Origin of the sequence: Corynebacterium bovis DSM 20582 = CIP 54.80 (assembly GCF_030408615.1) — a bacterium.
Lineage (GTDB): Bacteria > Actinomycetota > Actinomycetes > Mycobacteriales > Mycobacteriaceae > Corynebacterium > Corynebacterium bovis.
This window is the reverse complement of record NZ_CP047187.1, coordinates 983,186-1,008,354: the sequence shown is the minus strand read 5'-3', so window position 1 is coordinate 1,008,354 and position 25,169 is coordinate 983,186. Positions and strand designations below refer to the sequence as shown.

Sequence of the window (25,169 nt, the reverse complement as noted above, 5' to 3'; positions counted from 1 at the left end):
GCGCCGGCGGCCCGGCGGGGCGGGGCTGTCGTCCGGGCGCGGCTCAGCGCCGGCGGCCGGCCGCGACACCGCGGCGTTCCTGGCGGACCGACGGGCCGGACTCCAGCCAGGACACCAGCGCGGTGTCCCCCCGGTCGTCGAGGGCGACCTCGAACTCCCGGCCCCGGTGGGCGATGCGGACGACGTGCAGGTCCGCCTCGAGGAAGTGGCGCTCCTCGGCCGAGACGGGGCGCCGGGAGGTGATGACCGTGCCCAGCCGGGTGAGGATGATGTCCGACTCGGGGCGGAGCGAGCGCAACTTAAAGACCTTCGCACAGGTCCCCGAATACATGAGGACCCCGTGGCGCCAGTGACGCGCCGCGGGGTTGGGGAGTGAGCGGATGACCACAGGGATGCCCCTGCTCCGGACCGTGGCGAAGCGCCACACCGCGAGTACCGCCGCCGCCATGACAATCGCGGCGGGGACGATCACGAGATACTGCATCCAGGCGTCCCTTCTCCGAGGGCCCGTGCCGGTCCGTCACACCGGCACGTGAGGCTTCTCTCAGACACTACCGGCCGCGTCCGCGTCGAACCAAACATTCCGCACCTCCGACCGGGCCGGACCCCCGGTGCCCCCGTGCGCCGCCCCCGCACCTTCCCAGGGGACCGCTCCCGCCTCCCCTCGCATTGCCCCGCGCCTCCCCTCGCGCCGGCCCCGTGCACCTCCCCGGGACCGGCCCCGCGCCACACCCGCAGCTGCCCAGCGGACCGCTCCCACCTCCCCTCGCATTGCCCCGCGCACCTCCTCCCCGGGACCAGCCCCGCCCCTGCACCCCCCGCAGACACAGGAAGGCCCCGACCACGAGGGTCGGGGCCTGGCCCGCGTGCCCGACGGACGTCGGGCGGGACGAACGGGGCTACCGGTCGTTGAGGCGCCGGACGGCGCGGAGCTCGGACATCGCGCGGTCACCGTCCGCGGTCCCGGTCTCCCGGGCGCGGGCCTCCGCGTCGGCCGAGTCGACCTCGTGGGCCCAGACGGCGGAGTCCGCGAGGACCGTGATCTTGTCCGCCGCGACGGACAGGAACCCGCCCTGGACGGCGGCGACGAGCCGCTCGCCCTCGACGGTCCGGATGACGACGACACCGTTGGGCACCAGCTGGCCCAGCAGCGGCTCGTGACCGGGGAGCACGCCGATCTCGCCCTCGGTCGTCTCGGCGGTCACGGACGTGGCCCGACCGGACCACAGTTCGCGCTCCACCGCGACCAGTTCAGCGGCAATCTCAGCCATGTGTCCGGCCCCTTACTTCTCGTTGAGCTTCTTGTAGGCCGCCTCGACGTCGTCGAGACCGCCGAGACCGTTGAAGCACTGCTCCGGGTAGCTGTCGTACTCGCCGTTGCAGATCCGCTCGAAGGCGTCGATCGTGTCCTTCAGCGGGACGTACGAGCCGGGCAGACCCGTGAACTTCTCCGCGACGAAGAAGTTCTGGCCCAGGAAGCGCTCCAGGCGGCGGGCGCGCTGGACGGTGATCTTGTCCTCCTCGGAGAGCTCGTCCATACCCAGGATCGCGATGATGTCCTGGAGCTCCTTGTTCTTCTGGAGGATGTTGATCACGCGCTGCGCGACCGCGTAGTGGTGGTCACCGACGATGCCGGGCTCGAGGATCCGCGACGTCGAGGTCAGCGGGTCCACGGCCGGGTAGATGCCCTTCGACGCGATGGAACGGTTGAGCTCCGTCGTGGCGTCGAGGTGGGCGAACGTCGTCGCCGGGGCCGGGTCCGTGTAGTCGTCGGCGGGCACGTAGACGGCCTGCAGCGACGTGATGGACCGGCCCTTGGTCGAGGTGATGCGCTCCTGGAGCACACCCATCTCGTCGGCGAGGGTCGGCTGGTAGCCCACCGCGGAGGGCATGCGCCCGAGCAGCGTCGAGACCTCGGAACCCGCCTGCGAGAAGCGGAAGATGTTGTCGATGAACAGCAGCACGTCCTGGTTCTGGACGTCGCGGAAGTACTCCGCCATCGTCAGACCGGACAGCGCCACGCGCATACGGACTCCCGGCGGCTCGTCCATCTGGCCGAAGACGAGGGCCGTGTCCTGGAGAACGCCCATCTCCTCCATCTCGAGGAAGAGGTCCGTACCCTCACGGGTGCGCTCACCGACGCCCGCGAAGACGGACGTGCCGGAGAACTCGCGGGCGATACGGGTGATCATCTCCTGGATGAGAACGGTCTTGCCGACGCCGGCGCCACCGAACAGGCCGATCTTGCCGCCCTTGACGTACGGGGTGAGCAGGTCGATGACCTTGATGCCCGTCTCGAGGATCTCGGTCTTGCCCTCGAGCTGGTCGAACGGCGGCGGGTCGCGGTGGATGCCCCACCGCTCGATCTCGTCGTTGCCGTTGAGGGACTCGTCGTCGATGCAGTCACCGAGGGCGTTGAAGACGTGGCCCTTGACGACGTCGCCGACCGGGACGGAGATCGGACGGCCGGTGTCGGTGACCTCGGCGCCACGGACGAGTCCGTCGGTCGGGGCCATCGAGACGGCGCGGACGATGTTGTCGCCCAGGTGCTGCGCGACCTCGAGGGTGATCGTCTTCGCGACGGCCTCCAGGGTCACCTCCACCGTGAGCGCGTTGTACAGTGCCGGCATCTCGCCGCGCGGGAACTCCACGTCGACGACCGGGCCGATGATGCGGACCACACGGCCGGCAGCGGTCGATGCGGCGCCGTCGCGCTGCACCTTCGTTGCAGTAGTCATAGATTAGTCACTCTCTCCGGTGTCGCCGAGCGCGCTCGCGCCGCCGACGATCTCTGTGATTTCCTGGGTGATCTGCGCCTGGCGGGCCTGGTTGGCCACCCGCGACAGCTCCTTGACCATGTCCGAGGCGTTGTCCGTCGCCGCGCTCATCGCGTTCCGGCGGGCCGCCGACTCCGAGGCCGCCGCCTCGAGCAGCGCCGCGTAGATTCCGCGCGACACGTACTGCGGCAGCAGGGCCGCCAGCAGGGTGTCCGCGTCCGGCTCGAACTCGACCTCGGCCCGGATCGCGTCCGGCCCGTTGGAGAGCATGTCTTCGCCGAGGGTGATGTGCTCCTCCTCGACGACCGGCTCGATCGGCAGCATCTGGTGCGCGAGGGCGACCTGGCTGAGCATCGAGACGAACTCCGTGTAGACCACGTGCAGTTCGCTGAAGCCCCGGACCGCGGTGCCCTCGGGCGCCGTCAGACCGTCGCGCCATGCGACCGTGCCCTCGTCGCCGGCCTCGAAGGCCTCGACGAGGTGGCGCCGCATGTCATTCGTGAGGGCGTACTCCGGCTGCTCGGAGAACCCGCTCCACGCCCCGGCGATCTCGTCGCCGCGGAACGCGAAGTAGGACTGCGCCTTACGCCCGCAGGCGTAGAGCACGACGTCCTTGCCCTCGGCCTCCAGCGCGTGCCGGAGTTCGGCCGTGCGCTTGAAGACGTTGTTGTTGTACCCGCCGCACATGCCACGGTCACTCGAGATGACCAGGATCGCCGCCCGCTGCCCCGAGCGCTGCTCGGCGAGCATCGGGTGGTCCATGCTGCTCGCCGACGCCAGCCGCTGGATCACCTTGGTGATCTCGGTCGCGTACGGCTGAGACGCCTGGACACGTTCCTGCGCCCTGGTGATCCTCGAGGTGGCGATGAGCTCCTGGGCCTTGGTGATCTTCTTGGTCGACTGGACCGACTTGATGCGTGTCCGCAGTTCGCGAAGACTGGCCATGCGCTACCGCCTCCCTTCCTGTCCGTTAGTGGTCACGTTGCACCGTCCCCGCAACTACTTGCTGCTCGTCGTGCGGGAGACCGTGATCTGGGACTGCCGGACCTGGTCCTCGTCGAGGTCACCGGGGGTGGGCTCGTTGATGACCGGGGTTCCGTCGGTCGTCCGGAAGGCGCGCTTGAAGGAGTCGACGGCGGACTTCAGGGTCGCCTTCGACTCGTCGCTGAACGGCTGGCCGCCCTGGATCTGCTCGTAGACACCGGCCTGGTTGGCGTGCAGGTCCTCGAGGAGCTCGGCCTCGAAGCGACGGACGTCCTCGACGGGAACGGAGTCGAATTCGCCCTCGCCGGCGAGCCAGATGGAGACCATCTGGTCCTCGACGGACTGCGGGTGCGTCTCGGTCTGCTTGAGCAGCTCGACGAGGCGCTGGCCGCGCTCGAGCTGGGCCTTGGAGGCGTCGTCGAGGTCGGAGGCCATCGCGGCGAAGCCCTCGAGGTCGCGGTACGCCGCGAGGTCGAGACGCAGGTTACCGGCGACCTTCTTCATGCCCTTGGTCTGCGCGGCACCACCGACACGGGAGACGGAGATACCGACGTTGATGGCGGGCCGGACACCCTGGTTGAAGAGGTCCGACTCGAGGAACACCTGGCCGTCGGTGATGGAGATGACGTTGGTCGGGATGAACGCCGACACGTCGTTCGCCTTGGTCTCGATGATCGGCAGGGCCGTCATCGAGCCGCCGCCCAGCTCGTCGTTGAGCTTCGCCGCACGCTCGAGGAGACGGGAGTGCAGGTAGAAGACGTCACCGGGGTAGGCCTCGCGTCCCGGCGGACGACGCAGCAGCAGGGAGATCGCACGGTAGGCCTCGGCCTGCTTCGTGAGGTCGTCGAAGATGATGAGGACGTGCTTGCCCTGGTACATCCAGTGCTGGCCGAGGGCCGCGCCCGCGAAGGGGGCGAGCCACTTGAAGCCCGCGGAGTCGGACGCCGGGGCGGCGACGATGGTCGTGTAGTCCAGGGCGCCGTTGTCCTCGAGGGTCTTCCGGACCGACGCGATCGTCGAACCCTTCTGACCGATGGCGACGTAGATGCAGCGGACCTGCTTCGTCGGGTCGCCGGACTCCCAGTTCGCACGCTGGTTGAGGATGGTGTCGATGCAGACGGACGTCTTACCCGTCTTGCGGTCGCCGATGATGAGCTGGCGCTGACCACGACCGATGGGGGTCATGGCGTCGATGGCCTTGATGCCCGTCTGGAGCGGCTCCTCGACCGGCTGACGCATCAGCACGGACGGGGCCTGCAGCTCGAGGACACGCTCCTGCTCGGACTGGATGTCGCCCAGGCCGTCGATGGGCTGGCCCAGGGGGTTGATGACCCGGCCGAGGAAGTCGTCCCCGACCGGAATGGAAAGAACCTCGCCGGTCCGCTTGACCTCGTCGCCCTCGCTGAGGGTCTCGTAGTTGCCCAGGACCACGACGCCGATCGTGTCGGTGTCGAGGTTCTGTGCGACGCCGATGACGCCGCCGGGGAACTCGAGCAGCTCGTTGGTCATCACGGAGGGCATGCCGCTGACCTGGGCAATGCCGTCCGCGGCCATCGTCACCACGCCGACCTCCTCGCGGGAGGCCTCCGGTGAGTAGCTCGAGGTGTAGTTCGCAATCGCGCTACGGATCTCGTCGGAGGAGATCGTGAGCTCCGCCATGTTGTTCCTGCTCTCGGTATCGTCTTCCAGCATTACATGAATGGGTTCGGTCGGTGACCGGCTCAGGCGAGGGACCGACGGAGCCGGTCCAGCCGTCCTGCCGTGCTGCCGTCGATCACCTCGTCGCCGACGCGGATCACCGCGCCACCGAGGAGGCTGGAGTCAACCTCGGTGTGGACGGTGATCGGGTGACCGTAGATCGTCTCCAGCTTCGCCGCCAGGGACGATCGCTGCTGTTCGTTCAGTTCCGCTGCGGACCGCACGCGGGCGACGTCGTTCCCGGTCAGGGCGGCGGCCTCGTCGCAGAGCGCGTCGAGGTCCTCCACCGGCCGGTGCTGCGGGCGACCGATCACCTGCAGCGCGAGCGCCTCGGTGACGGCCGTGATCTTTCCGTACACGACCTTCGCAAGCAGGTCCCGGCGGGCGTCCGGGGACGCCGACCGGTCGGCCAGCAGCAGCTCGAGCTGCGGCTCACCGTCGATGATACGGGCCAGGCGGAACAGTTCGTCCTGCACCCGGTCGAGCTGCCCCTGGGCCTGAGCGGCACGCAGCAGGGCGCGACGGCCCAGCGTCACGAGCCCGGTGCGCAGGTCACGGGAGGTCGACCACGTCAGGGAGACGGCCGACTTCAGCGTCTCCGCCGTCGCCGGGGCGACGGAGCCGCCCACGAGTGTGGTGACGATCCCGCTCCGCTGCTCAGGTGTGAAGGAGGCGTCGACGAGGGCGCTGCGGAGGCTGCGCTCGCGGTCGAGGACCTCGGTGAACTCGAAGAGTTCGGATCCCGTCGTGAGTCCGGTGGCGACGGTGTCGCCGCTGCCCTCCAGGCCGCTGTCGAGGGCCCGGGTGAGCTGGTCCAGTGCGTCTCGGCTCGCTGCGTGCATACGCCTCACTTCTTCCCGGTGCCGACGCTGTCGAGGTCAGCGAGGAAGCTGTCGATGGTGCCCGACCGCGTGACGTCGTCCGACAGCTGGGCGCCGAGGATGCGCTCCGCGAGGGCGACGGACTGCGAGCCCATGTCCTTGCGGAGCTCCGCGACGACCGAGGCGCGCTGCGCCTCGAGCTGCTTGTGACCGGCCTCGACGATGCGGGCGGACTCGTCGGACGCCTGGGCCTTCATGTCGGCGACGATCCGCTGGCCCTGGGAGCGGGCCTCGTCACGGATCTGTGCCGCCTCGGTGCGGGCCTCGGCGAGCTGGGCGTTGTACTTCTCGAGGGCGGCCTTGGCCTCGGCCTGGGCGGCCTCAGCGCGCTGGATGCCACCCTCGATCTGATCCTCACGCTGAGTCAGCACCTCCTGGAACTTCGGAAGAACGAACTTCCAGAAGATCAGCAGGACGATGATGAACGGGACGAGGGACCAGACGAGATCGTACAGCTCGGGGATCAGCGGACTCGGCTGATCCTCCAGGGGCAGCTCCTCAGCTGCCAATACAAGGTAGTTCGTCATAGTCTCCAGCTTTCGCTAGTGTGCGTGGTTTCTCGGAACGTCGGTGACCGTCGGGACCGTCCGGGACCGCGGGGCGCGGTCCGCACCGTCGCAGCTGACGGGGCGGCGTGGCCGCCGGGGCCCGTGCGGGGCCACGGCCTTCGCCGCGCCAGCCACCCGGTCACCCACACACCCCTAGAACAGGAAGCCGGCGACCAGGCCGATGAGGGCGAGGGCCTCGGTGAAGGCGATACCCAGGAACATCGTGGTGCGCAGCTGGCCGGCCATCTCGGGCTGCCGGGCCATGGCCTCGGCGGTCTTACCCGCGACGATGCCGACGCCGATGCCCGGGCCGATGGCCGCGAGACCGTAGCCGATGGTGCCGAGGCCCTTGAGGGTGCTCTCGGAGTCCTGGGCGAGAAGAAGCAGCTCGTTCATTGGTTTTCCGTTCCCTTTCGTGGAACCGGGCGCCCCGCGGCGGGGCCGCCCCCGGTTGCATGATGAGTTGTGCAGTTAGTGTTCGTCGGCGTGCAGCGACAGTTCGATGTACACGGCGGTCAGCAGGGCGAAGATGTACGCCTGCAGGAAGATGACCAGGAGCTCGAACAGTGTGAACGCCACGGCGAAGAGCAAGGTCCCGCCAGCCGCCAGCGTCCAGCCGTTCATCTGCCAGAAGAAGAAGTTCGTGGCGCTGAACAGCAGGACGAGGATGATGTGGCCCGCCAGCATGTTCGCCATGAGACGAATAGCCAGCGTGACGGGCCGGAGGATGAAGGTGGAGAAGAACTCGATCGGCACCACGAGGATGTGAAGCAGTCCCGGGATGTTCGGGATCACGAGGGAAGACTTGACGTACTTCCCGAAGCCGTAACGCTTCACGCCCGCGTAGATGAAGGCCAGGTAGGCCACGACCGCCAGGACGATCGGCATGCCGATCCTCGCGTTCGGGCCGATGTTCAGGCCGGGGATGACCGACGGCAGGTTCCCGGCGAAGACCACGAAGAAAATGGCGGCCAGGATCGGGAGAAACCTGCGACCCTCCTTCTTCCCCAGGATCTCCTCCGCGATCTGGACGCGAACGAAGTCGATCGCGATCTCTGCCACGTTCTGTGCACCTCTCGGCACGAGCTTCGGACTCCGCATCGCGACGACGAAGAACGCCATCACGACGACAACGAGAAGAAGCCGCACCAGCATCAGCCGGTCCAGAGCGAATGCGCCGCCGGCGAAGTCGCTGAACCACAGATGGCTGGGATTCGTTTGCCCCGGGAAAAATTCAGGTCCCAATTCGGGCGCGTGGAACTCGCCCTTCATGGCCAAGGTTGTAACGCTCAGCGTTCTCTCCCGTGATTGGGCCGCATGATCTAGGCGTCACGCGGTGCGATGGAGGTCGTCATTGAGAGGTATCCCGCCACCGTGGACTCCGTCGCACATCCACACGGCGGGGGGAGACTAACCACACTCCCCCGCTGACCCGGACGCACCGGCCGCACCCGACAGGTCGGGCGCGTGAGACATGGTGCACGTGGTGCGCAGCACACGCATGTCGCGCAGGTCGCACCCGTCAGGTCCCGGCAACCGGGACCCCCGGATGAGGGCCACACAGGGGAGGCATGATTACCCGCGGTAGACATTAGCAGGTCGCGGGCCTGGGGAGCGAAGCGGAACACGGGGGGTTCCGCCACCCGTGACCCTCGTTCAGGCACTCACCCCCATGAACTGCATCGGGAGGGACAGCATGAATGAAAAATGCCCCCTCATGGGGGGCTTTCGGCGGGTCCCGCTCCGCCGGGGGGACCGCATCCGGGCGGCCGGGACACCCGGGGTGCGGGTCGGTCACCGACCGGGGCGAGGGTCGGTCACCGGCCGACGGACGTCGTCCGGGTCGTCACGACCCCGGCCGTCTCCGTGCCGAGGGTCGCGACCATCGCCAGCAGCAGCGTCGTCACGAACGCGGCCTTGTCGTAGAAGTCCATCGACCGCAGCACGCCGAGGACGATGAGGAGCACGACGATCTTCACGAGCCAGGACCCCATCATCACGGTCATCGTCGTCGTCGCGTCCGTCCGCGAGGTCGCCAGGGTCACCCCCACGGTCACGAGGACGAAACCACCGCCGATGACGGCGCCGACGACCACGCCCCAGACCCCCGGCATCCCCCGGGCCACCCCCCACCCGATGAGGGACACCACCGTGATGACCGCCAGCGCGAGTGCACCGAACCGGGCGGCCCGGACGAGCGGCCGCCGGTGGTCGGACAGGTCCGCCGTCCCCTCGTTGACCGGGGGCAGGTCGGCCGCCGCGGTGCGTGGGGAGGCCACGGTCGCCGGGTCGACGGCCCCCTCGGCGTCGGACCCGGGATTGTCGTTCGCGTTCGTCGAAGTCACGCCGCCAGCCTAGCCGGCGGTGGCGTCGTCTCCCCCACCCGGTCGGCGTGTCCCCGCCCCCGCCGGGCTTCCCTCACCGGTGCCCCGGCCGCCCCGGTCCGTCCGCGCCCGCGCGACCCGCGCCCGGTGCAGCGGCACCCCCGTGACGACGACGGCGAGGAGGATCGCCACGCCGAAGGCCACGGCGGTGAGGTCGGGCGGGAGGACCGTCGACCCGACCGCGCCGAACGCGACGACGGCGACCCACATGTACAGGATGAGCACCACCTGGCGCTGGCCGTGCCCGATCCGCAGCAGGCGGTGGTGCAGGTGCTGCTTGTCCGGGGCGAACGGGCTCTTGCCCGCGCTCACGCGCCGGACGACCGCGAGAAGCAGGTCGAGCATCGGGATGAACAGCGCGGCGGCGACGACGAACAGCGGCGAGAGCAGCGCGAAGGCGTCGGCGGGGCCGAACAGGGACATGTTGATCCGCCCCGACGTCGACACGCACGCCGCCGAGAGCAGCAGCCCGATGAGCATGGACCCGCTGTCGCCCATGAAGATCCGGGCCGGCGCGAAGTTGTGCGGCAGGAACCCGACGCACACCCCGACGAGCACCGCCGAGATCATCGCCGGCGGGTAGGCGCTCACCGTCCCGCCCTGGTCGTGGAGGATCGTCAGCGAGTACACGAGGATCGTCCCCCCGGCGATCGCCCCGAGCCCCGCGGCGAGGCCGTCGAGCCCGTCGACGAAGTTCATCGCGTTGATGACCGCGACCGTGATGACCGCCGTGATGACGGTGGACTGCAGCTCGTCGAGGACGAGCGTCGTCCCGTCCCCGACCGGCAGGTAGAGCAGGTACCAGGACACGCCCATGAGGCTCATGACCACCGCCCCGACGACCTGGCCGCCGAGCTTCAGCACCCACGAGATGTCGTAGAGGTCGTCGAGCACCCCCACGGCGGCGATGACGAGGGCGGCGACGACGACGGCGAGCATGTCCGGGGTGACCGGGGGGAAGCCGCGGTTGAGCGCGGGGAGCTGGGACGCGGTGAGGACCGCGGCCATGCACCCGAGGAGCATCGCCACCCCGCCCAGCCGGGGCGTCGGGACCCGGTGGACGTCGCGTTCCCGCGGCGCGGCGAGCGGCCCGTACCGGACGACGAACGTGCGCACCGGTCCCGTCGTCAGGTACGTCACGACGCACGCGACGAGGAGGACGAGCGCGAGCTCCCGGACCGGCACCCCCGCGCCGAGTGAGTCAGCGACGGCGAGGATCACACGTCCCCCCGCAGCTCCTCAGGCGTCATCCCGAGCACCTCGGCGACGCGCCCGGCCGGCACGGCCCCCTCGCGGAGCACCCGCGGCCGGTCCCGGGACACGTCGATGATCGTCGACGCGGTCCCGACGGTGCCGTCGCCGCCGTCGAGGTACACCGCGACGTCCTCGCCGAGCTGGTCGACCGCCTCCTGCGCCGTCGTCGCCGGCGGGTGCCCGGAGACGTTCGCGGAGCTCACGGCCATCGGTCCGGTCTCGCGGAGCAGGTCGACGGCGACGGGGTGGGCGGGCATCCGGAGCATCACGGTCCCCCGGGTGTCCCCGAGGTTCCACGGCAGGCTCGGGGCCTCGTGGACGACGAGGGACACCCCGCCGGGCCAGAAGGCCTCGACGAGCGTCCGCATCGTGTAGGTGTACTCGCGCACGAGCCCCTCGATGGTCGTCCAGGAGCCGACGAGCACCGGGACCGGCATGTCCGGCCCCCGGTTCTTCGCCCGCAGGAGCGCGTTGACGGCGTCCGTGTCGAAGGCGTCGCAGCCGAGGCCGTACACGGTGTCCGTGGGCAGGACGACGAGCCGACCGGTCCTCACCGCCTCCGTCGCGGCGGCCAGGCCGGCGCTGCGTCCGTCCGCCGTGGAGCAGTCGTGGATCCGGGTCATGGAGAGGTCTCCCTTCTGTCTCGGTTCACTCTAGCCCCCGGGCGCCCGTCCCCACCCGACCGGTGACGAAGCGGTCCCGGCCCGCGAGGTCGGTGTGACCGCGGACACCCTCGACGCCCGCCTCCGCGAGCGCCGCGGCGGTGCGGGGGCCGGTGGCGTCGTCGTGTTCGACGGCGATCCACGCGCCCGGGGCGGCGGCGGTGAGGGCGGCGTCGAGGAGCGTCGGCAGGAAGGCCATCCCGTCCGCACCCGCGAAGACCGCCTCGGGCGGGTCGGCCCGCACCTCGGGTGAGACGGGGGTGCCGGACGGGACGTACGGCGGGTTCGAGAGCACGACGTCCGCGGTCCCCGCGAGGCCCAGACCGGGGACGACGCCGCGCTCCCGCAGGTCGGCGCGGGTGAAGGAGACGGTCACGCCGGCGGGGACGAGCGCCCGCTCGCGCAGCGCGGCGTGGGACGCCTCGGCGAGGCGCACCGCCGTCGCGGAGAGCTCGAGGCCCGTGATCTCGACGGCCGGGGCGGTCGTCGCCCCGTCGCGGCCGGCACCCCGGTCAGCGCCGGCACCGCGGTCAGCGCCGGCAGCGTCCACCACGTCACGGCCGACACCGCCGACACCGCCGCCGGTAGCGCTCACCACGTCACCGAGCAGGTGCGCGAGCCCGAGGGCGATCGTGCCCGGCCCCGAGCACAGGTCGAGGACCCGCACCGGGCGGCGCCCGTCGCGCAGCAGCGCGGCGACGCGCTCGACCGCCCACGCCACGAGGAGCTCGGTCTCGGGGCGCGGGACGAACACGCCCGGCCCCACCGCGAGGTCGACGCCGCAGAACGGCGCCGAGCCCACGATGTGCTGGAGCGGTTCCCGGCCGACCCGGCGGGCCACCCAGTCACCCCAGCACCCCGGGACGGGGTCGTCACCGCGCAGGACGACGTCGGACATCCCCACCGGGACGAGCGGCGCGGCCGGCGCCCCCCTCCCGACCGGCACGGTCCCCTCCCCCGGACCCGCGGCGGCCGGTTCCCCCGGACCCGCGGCGGCCGCGAGGGCGTAGGACATGAGCAGCCGGGCCTCGACGGCGGCGGAGTCGATCCCCGCCGCCGCGAACGCCCGCGCGGCGGCGCGCACCGCGGCCGCGACGGGGCCGGTCAGGACTCCGTCTCCAGCCGGCTCGCCCGCTCCGCCTCCCGCAGGGCGGTGAAGAGGGCGTCGAGATCGCCGCCGAGGACGGCGTCGAGGTTGTTCGCCTTGTAGCCGATGCGGTGGTCGGAGACCCGGGACTCCGGGAAGTTGTAGGTGCGGATGCGCTCGGAGCGGTCCATCGTGCGGATCTGCGCCGCGCGCCCCTCGGCGGCCTCCTGCTCGGCGGCCTCCTCCCGCATCTGCTGGAGCCGGGCGGCGAGGACCTGCATCGCCCGGGCCTTGTTCTGGATCTGGGAGCGTTCCTTCTGGCACGTGACGACGATGCCCGTCGGCAGGTGGGTGATCCGCACCGCCGAGTCCGTCGTGTTGACGCCCTGGCCGCCCTTGCCCGAGGAGCGGTAGACGTCGACGCGGATGTCCTTGTCGTCGATCTCGACGTCCTCGATCTCGTCCGGCTCCGGGTAGACGAGCACGCCCGCGGCGGAGGTCTGGATGCGCCCCTGCGACTCCGTCACGGGGACCCGCTGCACGCGGTGGACCCCGCCCTCGAACTTGAACACGCTCCACGCGCCGTCGCGCGACGGCTGCTTCGCACGGATGGACAAGGTCATGTCCTTGACGCCGCCGAGGTCGGACTCCGCGAGGTCGAGGACCTCCACCGTGAACCCGTGCCGCTCGGCGTACCGCTGGTACATCCGGGCCAGCTCGCCGGCGAAGAGCGCGGCCTCCTCGCCGCCGGCGCCGGACTTCACCTCCATGACGATGTCGTCACCGTCGTGCGGGTCCCGCGGGGTGAGGAGGTCGGCGAGCTTCTCCTCGAGCTCGGCGATCTCCGTCCCGAGCCGGTCCGCCTCCTCGGCGAACTCCGCGTCCTCCCGGGCCATCTCCCGGGCCGCCTCGTGGTCGTCCTTCGCCTCCGCGAGGCGGTTCCACGTCTGGATCACCGGCTGCAGCTCGGAGAAACGCTTGCCGACGCGCCGCGCGGCGGCGGGGTCGTTGTGCAGGTCCGGGTCGGAGAGCTGCGCCTCCAGGCCCTGGTACTCCGCGAGGATGTCGTCGACCATCGACGGCGAATCGGCGTGTGCCACTGTCCTTCTCCTCTGTCCGGTCGCCGGGGCCCGGGTGACCCCGGTCTCCGGAACGTCCATGGTTCGTGCGTCGTCCCCGCCCGGGACACGGCGTCGCGGGCGGGGTGCCGCGCGGGGCGGGTCCCGGCGGCGACGGTGACGACCGTGCCCCCGGGCCCCGCGGCCCGCCGGTCGGGGCTAGTCCTCGTCCTCGTCGGTCGCCATCGGCGCCGACGTCGCCACCTGGAGCATGAACTCCCGGTTGGTCTTGTGCTTGCGCAGCTGCTTGATGAGGAGGTCGATCGCCGCCTGGTTGTCCAGTGCGGACAGGATACGACGCAGCCTGTGCATGAGCCGCGCCTCCTCCGGTCCGAGCAGCAGGTCGTCCTTGCGCGTCCCGGACGGGTTGACGTCCACGGCCGGGAAGACCCGCCGCTCGGAGATCTTCCGGTCGAGCTTGAGCTCCGCGTTACCGGTGCCCTTGAACTCCTCGAAGATGACGGTGTCGCCGGCCGAGCCGGTCTCGACCATCGCGGTGGCGATGATCGTGAGGCTGCCGCCGTTCTCGATGTTCCGGGCCGCGCCGAGGAACTTCTTCGGCGGGTACAGCGCGTTCGAGTCGACGCCGCCGGACAGGATGCGCCCCGACGCCGGCGACGAGTTGTTGTACGCGCGGCCCAGGCGGGTGATCGAGTCCAGGAGGACGACGACGTCCTTGCCCTGCTCGACGAGCCGCTTCGCGCGCTCGATCGCGAGCTCCGCGATCGCGGTGTGCTCCCCCGGCGGCCGGTCGAACGTCGAGGCGATGACCTCGCCGTGGACGCTGCGCTGCATGTCCGTGACCTCCTCGGGCCGCTCGTCGACGAGGACGACCATGAGGTAGCACTCCGGGTTGTTGATCGCGATGGCGTTCGCGATGTCCTGGAGGATCGTGGTCTTACCCGCCTTCGGCGGGGAGACGATGAGCGCACGCTGCCCCTTGCCGATCGGCATGATGAGGTCGATCACGCGCGTCGTGATGATCTTCGGGTCCGTCTCCAGGCGCATCCGCTGGTTCGGGTAGAGCGGGGTCAACCGGCTGAAGTGCGGGCGCTGCGCCGCCTCGTCCGGGGTGAGCCCGTTGACGGTGTTCACCGAGTGGAGCGGGGTGTACTTCTGCCGGTTCCGCCCGCGGCCACCCTGGCCGCCGCTCTGGGGGGCGGCGGTGGCCTTCGGCCGGATCGCGCCGGTCACGGCGTCGCCGTGGCGCATCCCGTACCGGCGGACCATCTGGATCGGCACGTAGACGTCCGTCGGCCCCGGGTGGTAGCCGGTCGTCCGGATGAAGGCGGTGTTCGCGTCGGCGAAGTCGAGGATGCCCGCGACCGGGGTGGTCTGCTGGGAGTCGCCGCCGGAATCGCCGGAGCCGTTGGCGTTGCCTCCGTTGTTGTTGCCGCCGTTGCCGTTGTTGTTGCCGCCGTTGTTGCGGCCCCGGCCCCGACGCGACCCGCCGTTGTCACCGCCGTTGTTGCCGTTGCCGTTGCCGTTCTGCGACGACTGGCCGCCCTGGTTGTCGCCGCCGCGGTTCCGGCGCCGGTCCCGGCGGTTGCGGCGGTTGCGGCGACCGCCCCCGCCCTGGCCGTCGCGGGAGCCGTCCTGCCGGTCGTCCCGACGGTCGTCACGCTGTCCGCGGCCACCCTGGTTCCGGTCGCCCTGCTCCCGGTCCTGGTTGCGGCCGGACCGGCCACGCCGCTCCTCCCGCTGGTCCGCGGACCGGTCGTCGTCCCGACCGTCTCCGCCCCCGTGGGAGGGTCCGCTGGCCGGGGTCTCGTTCGCGCCGTCGTTCACGTTCTGCCTCACGTCCTGGTTCGGGTCCTGGTTCGGGTCCTGCTCCACCGCTGCCGCGGTGCGCTCCGGGTGCGTCCGCACCCGCTCCGGTGCGGGCTCCTCCGCCCGGTCCGGCGTACCGCCGGCCGCCCCGCGTGCCGGGGCCCCTCCGGGCCCGCCCGCCTCGGAGATCGCGGTGATGAGTTCCCCCTTGCGCAGCGCGGAGATGCGCTTCAGTCCCCGGGCGGAGGCGATCTGGCGGAGTTCCGTCAGCTTCAGGGAGGCGAGACCGCCGCTCTGGGCCCGGGACACGATGTCAGGCAAGCTGTCAGGCAAGCTCACGGGTGTCCTTTCAGTGTTCCCCTGTGCGGCGCCCGGACCCGGTGGTCCGGGGACACGCCGCCGGTCGTCGCACGGTGGGCTCCCCTCAGGGGCCCGCGCGGGCGGCGCCGGACTGTGCGCAGGGTGACTCTCGTCGATAGTCGTCACGCGAAGATTCACGGTGTGCGGGAGGGGGCGGACGTCGGTGTGGGACGCCTCCCCCAACGGCACAGCCGCTTCCGGTTCTCCGTGACCGGGGCCGTCGCCGACGGGACCACCGCGGCCGGTGACGACCGGTGTGTGCACCGGTGGTCCCCGGCCCCCGGCGGACCCGGAGCGGTCGACCAGACCCCGTGATGTCCACGTCCTCTCCACCCGGTGCGGCTGCCGTCGAGGCAGCAGCGGGTGGGGGCTGGATTCCCGGTCACTGTACCATCCCCGCCCCCGTCCGTCCGCCCGGGCCCTATCCTTGGCGCATGGAGTCCACCATGCAGGAGATCCCCTTCTCCGTCGGCCGGATCCTGGACCACGGCTCCACCGTCCACGGAACGACCACGGTCTCGACCTACGCCACCGACGGCGCGCCGGAGACGACGACGTTCGCCGACATCGGCGCCCGCGCCGCCGGCCTGTCCCACGCCCTGCGCGACCTCGCGGGCGTCGGCCCCGGGGACCCCGTCGCCACCGTCATGGCGAACTCCGCCGAGCACCTCGAGGTCATGTTCGCCGCGGCGGCGATGGGGGCCGTGTTCCACCCGGTCAACCACAACCTCTCCGCCGGACACGTCGTCGACGTCCTCACCGACGCCCGCGACCGCGTCGTCGTGTGCGACGCCACCCTGCTGGACAGCGTCGTCCCCCTCCTCCCCCGGTGCCCGGCGGTACGGACCCTCATCGTCGTCGGACGGGACACCGACGGCCCCGGCCCGTCGACCCTCCCCGGCGCCGACGGCCCGGTGACCGTCCACGACTACGAGACCGTCCTCGACGGCCGACCCACCCGCGCCACGTGGCCCACCCTCCCGGAGACCGCGCCCGCGGCCCTGTGCCACTCGACCGCGAGCGGCGGCACCCCGACGGCGGTCGTCATGTCCCACCGCTCCCTGTGGCTCCACTCCCTCGGCCTGCGCACCGCCGACAGCTTCGCCGTGCGCACCGGGTGCACCTTCCTCTGCCTCGTCCCCGTCTTCCACGTCCTGAGCTGGGGTGTCCCGCTCGCCGCGTTCATGTCCGGCACCCCGCTCGTCCTCACCGGCCGGCGGACCGACCCCGCCCACGTCGCCCGGGTCATCGGGGAGGCCATGCCCCGCGCCGCCCACGGACCCCCGTCCGTGTGGCTCGACCTCTACGTCCACTACCTGCACCGGCCGCCGACGCGGATGAGCCTCCGGGAGGTGTTCTCCGGCGGCGCGGCGGTGCCCGGCTCGCTCATCGACGCGTGGGAGACCCGGTACGGCGTGGACCTCGTCCACGCCTGGGGGATGACGGAGACCGGCCCGGTCGGCACCGTCGCCCGGCCCCCGACCGGGGTCAGCGGGGAGGCCCGGCGGATGTACCGCCACAGCCAGGGCCGGTTCCCCGTGGAGCTGGAGCACCGCGTCGTCGACGACACCGGGACCGTCATGGCCGCCCACGACCGCAACGTCGGGGAGATCCAGGTCCGGGGCAACACGGTGAGCGCGCAGGGCGCCGCCGCGACCCCCGACGGCTGGCTGCGGACCGGGGACATCGGCTCCGTCACCCGGAACGGGTACCTCACCGTGCACGACCGCGCCGCCGACGTCATCCGGTCCGGCGGGGAGTGGATCTACTCGACGACGCTGGAGAACATCATCGCCGACTCCCCCGACGTGCTCGAGGCCGTCGTCGTCGGGGTGCCCGACGAGAAGTGGGGGCAGCGGCCGCTCGCCGTCGTCGTGCCGGCGCCCGCGGAGCCGGGGACGGGGCCGGATGCGGGGGAAACGGGCGCCGGGGCGGACGCGGGCGCGACGACGGAAGCGGGGCCGGATGCGGGGCAGGACCCCGCGGACCCCACGCACCCCACACCCCCGGGCCGGCCCGTCCCCCGCGACCGGGCCGCCCGCGCCCTCCGCGACCGGGTGGCCGCGCAGGTCCCGCCGTGGATGGTCCCCGAACGGTGGGCCTTCGTCGACCGGATCGCACGGACCTCGGTCGAGAAGGCGGACAAGGCCGAGGTGCGGGCCAGACTCGCCCGGGGGGAGTACGACGTCGTCACCCTCGACGACACCGGGGCCGCGACCGGCGGCACGGCCCCCGGGACGGACGACCCCGTCAGGTCAACATGAGCACCGGGGTCGCGATCGCGGCACACCCGGCGGCGGACAGCCCGAACCCGGTCGCGGTCCGGCGCAGCCCGTACTGCACGACGTCGTTGACGATGATCGCCGGGAGCACGCAGAACACGACGTTCTGCGGCCCACCGAGCCGCACCCCGAACACCGAGGCCGCGACGAGCTCGAGCAGCGTCACCACCACGAACGACACGAGGCTCAGCACCACGAACCGGTCCTTGCCGAACAACGGCACGACCCGGGAGTAGGGCACGTACACCGCCGCCAGCAGCACCGCCGCGAGGGCGAGGACCACGAGCGTCGCCGCGTTCGTCGCCCCCACGACGACCATGCCGGCCGTCACGTACCCGCACGTCCGCAGCTTGAGTCCGGTGACGGTCCCCTCCTGGATGAGCACCGCGAAGAGCACCGAGGCCGCACTCATGCCGAACAGCAGCGGCAGCGGCTCCGCCTCCGGGGTGAAGATCGTCGTCGCGAGGGACCACGGCAGGACCGTCGACGTGAGCAGCGTCAGGGCCAGGCCAAGCGCCGCCGACAGCGGGATCATCACGGCCAGCGGGACGAGCGTCCGCCCGAGCCCCTGCTTGATGAAGGAGTTGCACAGCATCCCGGGCACGATGACGCCGATGAGCGCGAGCCCGTGCGTCTCCATCGCGTCGGGGAAGATCATGTGCGCGGCGATGAGCCACAGCCCACCGCAGATCACGCCCACGGCCAGGCCGATGGCGAAGATCTGCCGCGGCCGCGGGAGGAACAGCTTGAGGACGACGAACCGGATGATGACGTAGCCGATGAGGGACACCGCGACGGTCACCGCGACGTTCGTCACCATGTACAGCGCCGAGGCCAGGTAGCCGACCGCCAACGACCCGCCGACGGAGATCTGGCGGCGCCGGAAGTACAGGTACCCGAGCAGGATGCCGACGAGGAAGTACAGGTGGATGTAGTCCGTGAGGAACCCGTAGGTCCCCATGTGCTGGTAGGTCACGGCACCGTCACCTCCGTCCGGTGCAGGCTGCCCTCGACAAGGTGGTGGACGTAACGCTCCATCGACTCGACGTGGCGGGTGTGGATGTTGACCATGCCGAAGATCGCGACGTCCTCGTCCTCGGCGAAGCCCTCGCGGGCGCGCTGGACGAGGTCCTTGCCGTCGGCGTCGTCGAGGTCCGTCGTCATGACGATCCGGTCCTCCGGCAGGCCCGCGTTGATGAGCTTCTGGCGGACGACGTCCTGGATCTCGCCGTAGAGCACGACCCGGTCGAACTCGCCGTCGAGGTCCTCCGTCACGACGTCGACGAACATCGACGCCCGGTCCGTCCGGTCCGCCCGGTTGTTGAGGGCGATGACGGTCCGGCAGTCCTGCGGCAGGGTGCGCTCGCGGACCTCGCGGAAGACCTTCGTCGTCGACTCCCAGTCGTTGACCGCGAACATCGGCACCCAGTAGAAGGAGCTGTTGCCCTCCACCGTGACGCGGGTGATGCGGGTCGTGCCCGGGTCCGGCTCCGCGCGGAGCATCCCGCGGCAGGCGACCTTCCGGTCGATCCCGAGCGCCTCGGCGACGGCGAGGACGACCGCGACGTTCTCCTCGAACTGCTGGTAGCTGAAGTCGTCGACGAGCCGCCGCGAGAGGTCCGAGGGCTCGGCGACGACGAGCCGCGACCCGCGGGTCTCGCAGTGCTCGCGGATGATGGCGACGAGCTCCGGGTCCCGCTCGCCGCAGACGACGCCGTGGTCGGGGACGGTCGCGCACAACGACGCCGCGATCTCCGGCAGGGTGTCGCCGAGGTCCTCCTGGTGGTCGAGCCGGACGTTCGTGATGACCGTGATCGGGGACCGCAGGATGACGTCCTGGCACAGGGCCTGGTACTTCGGCTTCACGGCCATGCACTCGACGACGAGCGCGCGGACGTCGTCGTCGATCCACTCCGCGAGGAAGCGGTACTGCTCGTTGATGTTCGCCGGCCCGGTGCGGGTGATGGGGTGTTCCTCGCCGGTCCGGTCGATGACGCAGGCGTACGTGCCGGTCGTCTTCGCGATGGTCGTGATGTCCGCCTCGCGGAGGACGCCGCCGATCATCCGGGTGATCGTCGACTTCCCACGGATTCCGTTGACGTGGATGTTGATGTCGAGTCCGGCCATCCTGCACCGGTGGGCGCGCTCCTTCCGGTGGAAGGCGGCCATGCCGACGGCGGCCGAGGTTCCTGCCAAGGCCATGAATGCGAGCATGTTGAGGTCTCCAATGTGAGGGGTGTGCACCGCGCCCGGGGCCCACCCGGCCACTGCGGGGGCCGGGGAGTCCGTCACGGGCGGGGTCTGTCGGGGGTGGGCGACGGTGTGAGGGGGTGGTGGGGACGTGTGCGGGCCGGGGCCGGTCCCCACGACGGAGGTCACGCCGCCGCCGGGTGTCACGGGAGTACGGGGGTGTGGTGAGGGGTGTCAGGCACCGGTCGGTGGACGGGTGCGGGGTGGTCCCGGGTACCGGGGTCGGGGGGACGACGTACGCCTCCGCGCGGCGACGCCGGCGCGGGACGCGGGCACCGGCGTGGGGTGCGGCACCTGTGTCTGTCCGTGGACGGTCATCGTCACCTCCCGGGGGCGGTTGGCGGGTCCGGGGTGTGGACCCTGTGGCTGCTGCGTGGTCTGCACTGTCGTCGCCGTGGGCGGCGGGCCGGGCCCGCGCGCCGGGTGGGGGTGTGCACCGTGTGCGGTGTGGCACCGTGTGCACCGTCCGCGGCGTGAGGGCCGTGGACACCCCGACAGCCCCGGCCCGTGCAGGCCGTTGATGCTGTCCCGGCTGTCGTGACGGCCGTGCCCCGCCCCGGTCCGTCACCCACCCCGGGAACCGCCGGGGTAACGCGGACGCCGGGTCCGGCGTTGATGCGCCGGGGACGTGCCTGGCGTGGACCCCCGCCTCCCGGGGACCGGGACAGCGACAGCACGACAGGCCACACCGGCAGGACACCGACGTGGGTGAACGGACCGATCACGGATCTCCGACCCGTCATCAGTTGATTCCTAACGACGATATTTATAACAGCGTCTCCGGGCGCCGTCCTGGGGAGATGGCCCCCGACCTCCGGGGATCACCCCCGGTCACGGGCCGTCCGGGGCGGTACCGCCGTCCGCCCGTCCGGCTCCTTTCGTCTCCCGGGCCGGGCGTGGAGGGAGACGAAAGTCACCGTGGGGGCCCGTTCCGGCCGTGGTCGTGATTTGACGATCCCGTGACATCGCCGCCGGGAGGCGCAGAAACACTGAAGGCCCTCAAAGGTCATCCTCAGCATGACCACACCGGTCACCGCGGGCGACACCGTGACCTGCGGCGACGGTACAGGCGGGCCGTTCATCGGACACACAGCCGGCCCGTCCGCCCACAGGGTGCCGGCGGACCGCGGCCAGGCGGCCCACGGCGGGGCCCCCGCGCCGTGGACGACGGTCACGGGACCGGTGATCCTCCTTTGTCGTTAGCTCGCCCTCACCCCCGCCTGTGATGCACTTCACGGTAACGCGGCGCACGTTCGTGTCACTGCAGAGCCGCCGAACCCGGACTTCCGCCCCTCACCTCCCCCGAAATGCACCCCCACCGGCACACCTGCGGCATCAGCACCGCTGACTCCCCCGCATTCCACCGCCCCCGTGGCCGCCCCCGTGGAGGCGCCCGGTCCTCCCCTGTGGCCGCATCCGGGCTTCGCCCGTGGAGGCTCCCGGTCCCCGCCCGGGCCTCCCCTGTCGCCACACCCGGGCCTCCCCCGTGGGCGCTGCCGGTCCTCCCCCGTGGCCGCACGCGGGCCCCCCGTGCCCGCCCGCTCGCCCCGGGCGGACGGGACGCGTCAGGCGTCCGTCACCGTCACGGAGACGGGACCGGCGACGTCGAGCGGCAGGACCCGCAGCCCCTGCTCCTCGGCGTCGGCGAGGATCGCCGGGTCGACCGGGCCCGTCGACAGCACGAGGACCGTCGGCCCCGCCCCGGAGAGGAACGCGGCGTACCCGCGGTTGCGCAGCCGGTTGACCCACTCCGCGGTCACCGGCAGGACCTCCGCGCGGTACGTCTGGTGCAACCGGTCACGCGTGCCCTCGAGCAGCAGCTCCGGGTGGGACTGCAACGCCACCGTCATGACGGCGGTGCGGGACACGTTGAACCTCGCGTCCTCGTGGCTGACGTCGGACGGCAGCACCCGGCGCACCGCGTCCGTCGAGGCGTGGAAGTCCGGGACGAGCGCCGTCGCCCGGATGTCCGGGTGCACGTCGAGGTGGACCGCCTGGTACTCGGGCGTGCTCCGCCCGTCGACGGGCCGGTGGGTCCACGACACGACCGCGCCGCCGAGCACCGACGCCGCCGCGTTGTCCGGGTGCCCCTCGAACGACGACGCCACCTGGATCATGTCCGCGTCGGAGAGCACGCCCCCCGCGAGACCGTTCGCCGCCGCGACCCCGGCCACCGCCGCCGACGCCGAGGACCCGAGGCCCCGGGCGTGCGGCACCGCGTTCTGGCACGTCACCCGCAGCCCGCGGACGGTGACGTCGGCCGCGCGCAGCCCCTCGCGGAGGGCGCGGACGACGAGGTGGCGCTCGTCGAGCGGCACCTCCCCCTCGCCCTCACCCATGACCTCGACGACGAGACCCGAGTCCGTGACCTCCACCGTGACGATGTCGTGCAGGCCGAGGGCGAGCCCGAGGGTGTCGAAGCCGGGTCCGAGGTTCGCCGAGGACGCGGGGACGGTGACGGTCGCGGTCCGTCCGACGGGGATCTCCGTACCCATCTACAGCTCCAGGGCGCGGGCCACCGCATCGGTGTCCACGTCGATGAGGGTGGGGTCGGGCATGACGCTCAGCGCCGTCGTCGGGTCCTTCAGCCCGTGGCCGGTGACCGTGCACACGATCCGCAGCCCGGACTCCAGGGTCCCCTCCCGGTGCCGGGCGAGGACGCCCGCCACGGACGACGCCGACGCCGGCTCGACGAACACGCCCTCGCGGCTCGCGATGAGCCTGTAGGCCTCGAGGATCTCGTCGTCGGTCGCGGCGCGGAACTCCCCGCCGGACTCCTCCTTCGCGGCGACGGCCTGGTGCCAGGACGCCGGGTTGCCGATGCGGATCGCCGTCGCGACCGTCTCCGGCTCGAGGACCGGCTCGCCCGTGACGAGCGGCGCGGCCCCGGCCGCCTGGACGCCGAGCATGACCGGGCGGTGCGTCGCCACCCCGTCCTCGGCGTACTCGGAGTAGCCCTTCCAGTAGGCGGTGATGTTGCCGGCGTTGCCGACCGGCAGCGCGTGGATGTCCGGGGCGTCACCGAGGCAGTCCACGATCTCGAACGCGGCCGTCTTCTGGCCCTCGATGCGCATCGGGTTGACGGAGTTCACCAGCGCGATCTCGGGGTAGTCCGTCGTCGTCTTCCGCACGAGCTCGAGGCAGTCGTCGAAGTTCCCCCGGACCTGGATGATCTGCGCCCCGTGCATGACCGCCTGGGACAGCTTGCCCTGGGCGATCTTCCCCTCCGGGATGAGCACCGCCGAGGCGATCCCCGCGCGGGCGGCGTACGCCGCGGCGGACGCCGACGTGTTCCCCGTCGACGCGCACATGAGCACCTTCTTGCCCTGGTGGACCGCGTCCGTCACGGCGACGGTCATCCCGCGGTCCTTGAACGACCCGGTGGGGTTCGCCCCCTCGACCTTGAGCCACACGTCGCAGCCCGTGAGGTCGGACAGGTGGTTCGCGCGGACCAGCGGGGTCCCGCCTTCGTTGAGCGTCACCGGCTCCCAGTCCGCGGCGAAGGGCATGCGCTCGCGGTACTCGTTGATGAGACCGGTCCAGTGGTGGAGAACAGGGGTGGACATGGGTGGGATCAGCCTTCCATTCGGATCACGCTGTTGACCGACTTCACGGCGTCGAGCGACTTCAGGGCCCCGACGGTCTCCTCCAGGGAGGCCTCCGAGGCGAGGTGGGTGATGACGACGAGCCGGGCGCCGTCCGTGACGCCCTCCTGCCGCACCGTCTTCAGGGAGATGCCCTTGTCGGCGAACAGCCGGGCCACCTCGGCGAGGACGCCCACGCGGTCCTCGACCTGCATGTCGACGTGGTACCGGGTGTTGACCCGGCCGAAGTCCGCGATCGGCAGCGCCGCGTACGTCGACTCCCCCGGGGCCCGGCCGCCGAGGACGATGTTCCGGGCCGCCCCGACGATGTCGCCGAGCACGGCCGACGCCGTCGGCGCCCCGCCCGCCCCGTTGCCGTAGAACATGAGCCGGCCGGCCGCCTCCGCCTCGACGAACACGGCGTTGTAGGACTCCGTCACGCTCGACAGCGGGTGGTCGACCGGGACGAGCGCCGGGTACACCCGGGCGGACACGGACTCCGCGCCGTCGTCGTCGACGAGCCGCTCGCAGATCGCGAGGAGCTTGATCGTGCACCCGGCGGCCTTCGCCGCCGCGATGTCCGCGGCCGTCACCGACCGGATGCCCTCGCAGTGGACGTCGTCGCTGGACACGCGCGTGTGGAACGCGAGGGAGGCGAGGATCGCCGCCTTCGACGCGGCGTCGTACCCGTCGACGTCCGCCGACGGGTCGGCCTCCGCGTACCCGAGGTCGGTGGCCTCGCGGAGCATCTCGTCGTACTCCGCCCCCCGGCTGTACATCGCGTCGAGGATGTAGTTCGTCGTCCCGTTGACGATGCCCATCACCGCGTTGACCTTGTCACCGGCGAGGGACCGCCGCAGCGGGCCGACGACCGGGATCGCGGCCGCGACCGCCGCCTCGAAGAACAGGTCCACCCCCGAGGCCTCCGCGGCCTCGAACAGCTCCGGCGAGTGCGCCGCGAGCAGCGCCTTGTTCGCCGTGACGACGGACTTCCCCGCCTGCAACGCGGCGAGGACCACGCGCCGCGGGTAGTCGATCCCGCCGATGACCTCGACGACGAGGTCGATGTCGTCCCGCCGGACGAGCCCGACGGCGTCGTCGGTGAGCAGGTCCCGGTCCACCCCCGGCCGGGGCTTCGACAGGTCGGAGACGGCGACGCCCCGCACCTCGAGCGTCCCCCCGACGCGGGAGGCGAACTCGCCGCCGGTGTCGGTGAGGATGCGGAGGACCTCACTGCCCACGGTGCCGAGGCCGAGGAGGGCGACGCCGACGGTCTCACCGGCGCCCTTGCCCGGGTTGTAGGTTGGCTGGGTGGTCTGCGTCATGGCGCTCCAAACGGTGGGGTCACGGTCGATCGACGGACCCCGCGACCGGCGGGTCCGACGCCGTCGCTCCGACGGCCCCGGCCCGGGCGGTCCCCGACGGGACGTCCGCGGCCCGGCCGGATGAGGCCGGTCCCCGACGGTCGCGGGTGGTCACTGTCCCGCAATCATAGATGATGCCCCGACACCGTCCGCCGGCCACCACCCG

Annotated in this window: 21 protein-coding genes; 1 reads left to right on the top strand and 20 read right to left on the bottom strand. The window is 71.5% G+C overall.

Annotation, left to right across the window (positions count from 1 at the left end):
• Positions 1–43: 43 nt before the first annotated feature.
• From CBOVI_RS03985 to rho, 15 genes are all read right to left on the bottom strand, one after another.
• Positions 44–484: a DUF2550 domain-containing protein gene (locus CBOVI_RS03985; protein ID WP_029157799.1), complete on the bottom strand. Its 441-nt coding sequence runs from the start codon at positions 482–484 to the stop codon at positions 44–46.
• A 415-nt stretch (positions 485–899) separates the two neighbouring features.
• Entirely contained in the window at positions 900–1,271 is a 372-nt protein-coding gene (locus CBOVI_RS03980; RefSeq protein ID WP_010267173.1) for a F0F1 ATP synthase subunit epsilon, read from the bottom strand.
• A 12-nt stretch (positions 1,272–1,283) separates the two neighbouring features.
• Positions 1,284–2,738, bottom strand: coding sequence for a F0F1 ATP synthase subunit beta (atpD, locus tag CBOVI_RS03975; protein WP_010267175.1), 1,455 nt, complete (start codon positions 2,736–2,738; stop codon positions 1,284–1,286).
• Between the two features lie 3 nt (positions 2,739–2,741).
• Complete coding sequence (locus CBOVI_RS03970) at positions 2,742–3,722, bottom strand: F0F1 ATP synthase subunit gamma (protein ID WP_010267176.1); 981 nt, start codon at positions 3,720–3,722, stop codon at positions 2,742–2,744.
• 54 nt (positions 3,723–3,776) lie between these two features.
• Complete coding sequence (atpA, locus tag CBOVI_RS03965; protein ID WP_010267177.1) at positions 3,777–5,420, bottom strand: F0F1 ATP synthase subunit alpha; 1,644 nt, start codon at positions 5,418–5,420, stop codon at positions 3,777–3,779.
• A gap of 62 nt (positions 5,421–5,482) precedes the next feature.
• A complete protein-coding gene (locus CBOVI_RS03960) occupies positions 5,483–6,301 on the bottom strand; it encodes a F0F1 ATP synthase subunit delta (RefSeq protein ID WP_010267178.1) in 819 nt (272 codons plus the stop codon).
• 5 nt (positions 6,302–6,306) lie between these two features.
• The gene (locus tag CBOVI_RS03955; protein WP_029157800.1) at positions 6,307–6,867 is read right to left on the bottom strand and encodes a F0F1 ATP synthase subunit B; all 561 of its coding nucleotides are present in this window, start codon (positions 6,865–6,867) and stop codon (positions 6,307–6,309) included.
• Positions 6,868–7,041: 174 nt separating this feature from the next.
• Positions 7,042–7,284, bottom strand: coding sequence for an ATP synthase F0 subunit C (locus CBOVI_RS03950; RefSeq protein WP_010267183.1), 243 nt, complete (start codon positions 7,282–7,284; stop codon positions 7,042–7,044).
• Positions 7,285–7,359: 75 nt separating this feature from the next.
• A complete protein-coding gene (gene atpB / locus CBOVI_RS03945) occupies positions 7,360–8,160 on the bottom strand; it encodes a F0F1 ATP synthase subunit A (protein WP_010267185.1) in 801 nt (266 codons plus the stop codon).
• Between the two features lie 545 nt (positions 8,161–8,705).
• Positions 8,706–9,137, bottom strand: a complete 432-nt coding sequence (locus CBOVI_RS03940; protein WP_050798214.1) for a Cg1360 family ATP-synthase-associated protein — start codon at positions 9,135–9,137, stop codon at positions 8,706–8,708.
• A 105-nt stretch (positions 9,138–9,242) separates the two neighbouring features.
• Positions 9,243–10,493: an MraY family glycosyltransferase gene (locus CBOVI_RS03935; RefSeq protein ID WP_010267192.1), complete on the bottom strand. Its 1,251-nt coding sequence runs from the start codon at positions 10,491–10,493 to the stop codon at positions 9,243–9,245.
• Complete coding sequence (locus CBOVI_RS03930; protein WP_010267194.1) at positions 10,490–11,149, bottom strand: L-threonylcarbamoyladenylate synthase; 660 nt, start codon at positions 11,147–11,149, stop codon at positions 10,490–10,492. Before CBOVI_RS03930 ends, CBOVI_RS03935 begins: the two co-directional genes overlap by 4 nt.
• Before the next feature lie 25 nt (positions 11,150–11,174).
• Positions 11,175–12,272 (bottom strand): N5-glutamine methyltransferase family protein, encoded by a 1,098-nt coding sequence (locus CBOVI_RS03925; protein ID WP_125186564.1) that lies wholly within the window; start codon positions 12,270–12,272, stop codon positions 11,175–11,177.
• Between the two features lie 20 nt (positions 12,273–12,292).
• Complete coding sequence (gene prfA, locus CBOVI_RS03920) at positions 12,293–13,351, bottom strand: peptide chain release factor 1 (protein WP_043362918.1); 1,059 nt, start codon at positions 13,349–13,351, stop codon at positions 12,293–12,295.
• Between the two features lie 201 nt (positions 13,352–13,552).
• A complete protein-coding gene (gene rho, locus CBOVI_RS03915) occupies positions 13,553–15,502 on the bottom strand; it encodes a transcription termination factor Rho (protein WP_010272895.1) in 1,950 nt (649 codons plus the stop codon).
• A gap of 455 nt (positions 15,503–15,957) precedes the next feature.
• Between rho and CBOVI_RS03910 the strand changes: the two genes are divergently transcribed.
• The gene (locus CBOVI_RS03910; protein ID WP_183273714.1) at positions 15,958–17,787 is read left to right on the top strand and encodes an AMP-binding protein; all 1,830 of its coding nucleotides are present in this window, start codon (positions 15,958–15,960) and stop codon (positions 17,785–17,787) included.
• Here the strand turns inward: CBOVI_RS03910 and CBOVI_RS03905 are convergent.
• The 5 genes from CBOVI_RS03905 to CBOVI_RS03885 all read right to left on the bottom strand — a co-directional run bounded on the left by CBOVI_RS03905 (position 17,774) and on the right by CBOVI_RS03885 (position 24,964).
• The gene (locus CBOVI_RS03905; protein ID WP_010267025.1) at positions 17,774–18,781 is read right to left on the bottom strand and encodes a poly-gamma-glutamate biosynthesis protein PgsC/CapC; all 1,008 of its coding nucleotides are present in this window, start codon (positions 18,779–18,781) and stop codon (positions 17,774–17,776) included. The two genes, CBOVI_RS03910 and CBOVI_RS03905, sit on opposite strands and share 14 nt — an antisense overlap.
• Positions 18,778–20,007 (bottom strand): poly-gamma-glutamate synthase PgsB, encoded by a 1,230-nt coding sequence (gene pgsB, locus CBOVI_RS03900; RefSeq protein WP_232625857.1) that lies wholly within the window; start codon positions 20,005–20,007, stop codon positions 18,778–18,780. Before pgsB ends, CBOVI_RS03905 begins: the two co-directional genes overlap by 4 nt.
• Positions 20,008–21,620: 1,613 nt before the next feature.
• Positions 21,621–22,550 carry a homoserine kinase gene (thrB, locus tag CBOVI_RS03895; protein WP_010267029.1) on the bottom strand — a complete coding sequence of 310 codons (930 nt, stop codon included), beginning with the start codon at positions 22,548–22,550 and terminating at the stop codon, positions 21,621–21,623.
• A complete protein-coding gene (thrC, locus tag CBOVI_RS03890; protein ID WP_010267032.1) occupies positions 22,551–23,621 on the bottom strand; it encodes a threonine synthase in 1,071 nt (356 codons plus the stop codon).
• Between the two features lie 8 nt (positions 23,622–23,629).
• Positions 23,630–24,964 carry a homoserine dehydrogenase gene (locus CBOVI_RS03885; protein WP_010267035.1) on the bottom strand — a complete coding sequence of 445 codons (1,335 nt, stop codon included), beginning with the start codon at positions 24,962–24,964 and terminating at the stop codon, positions 23,630–23,632.
• Positions 24,965–25,169 lie beyond the last annotated feature (205 nt).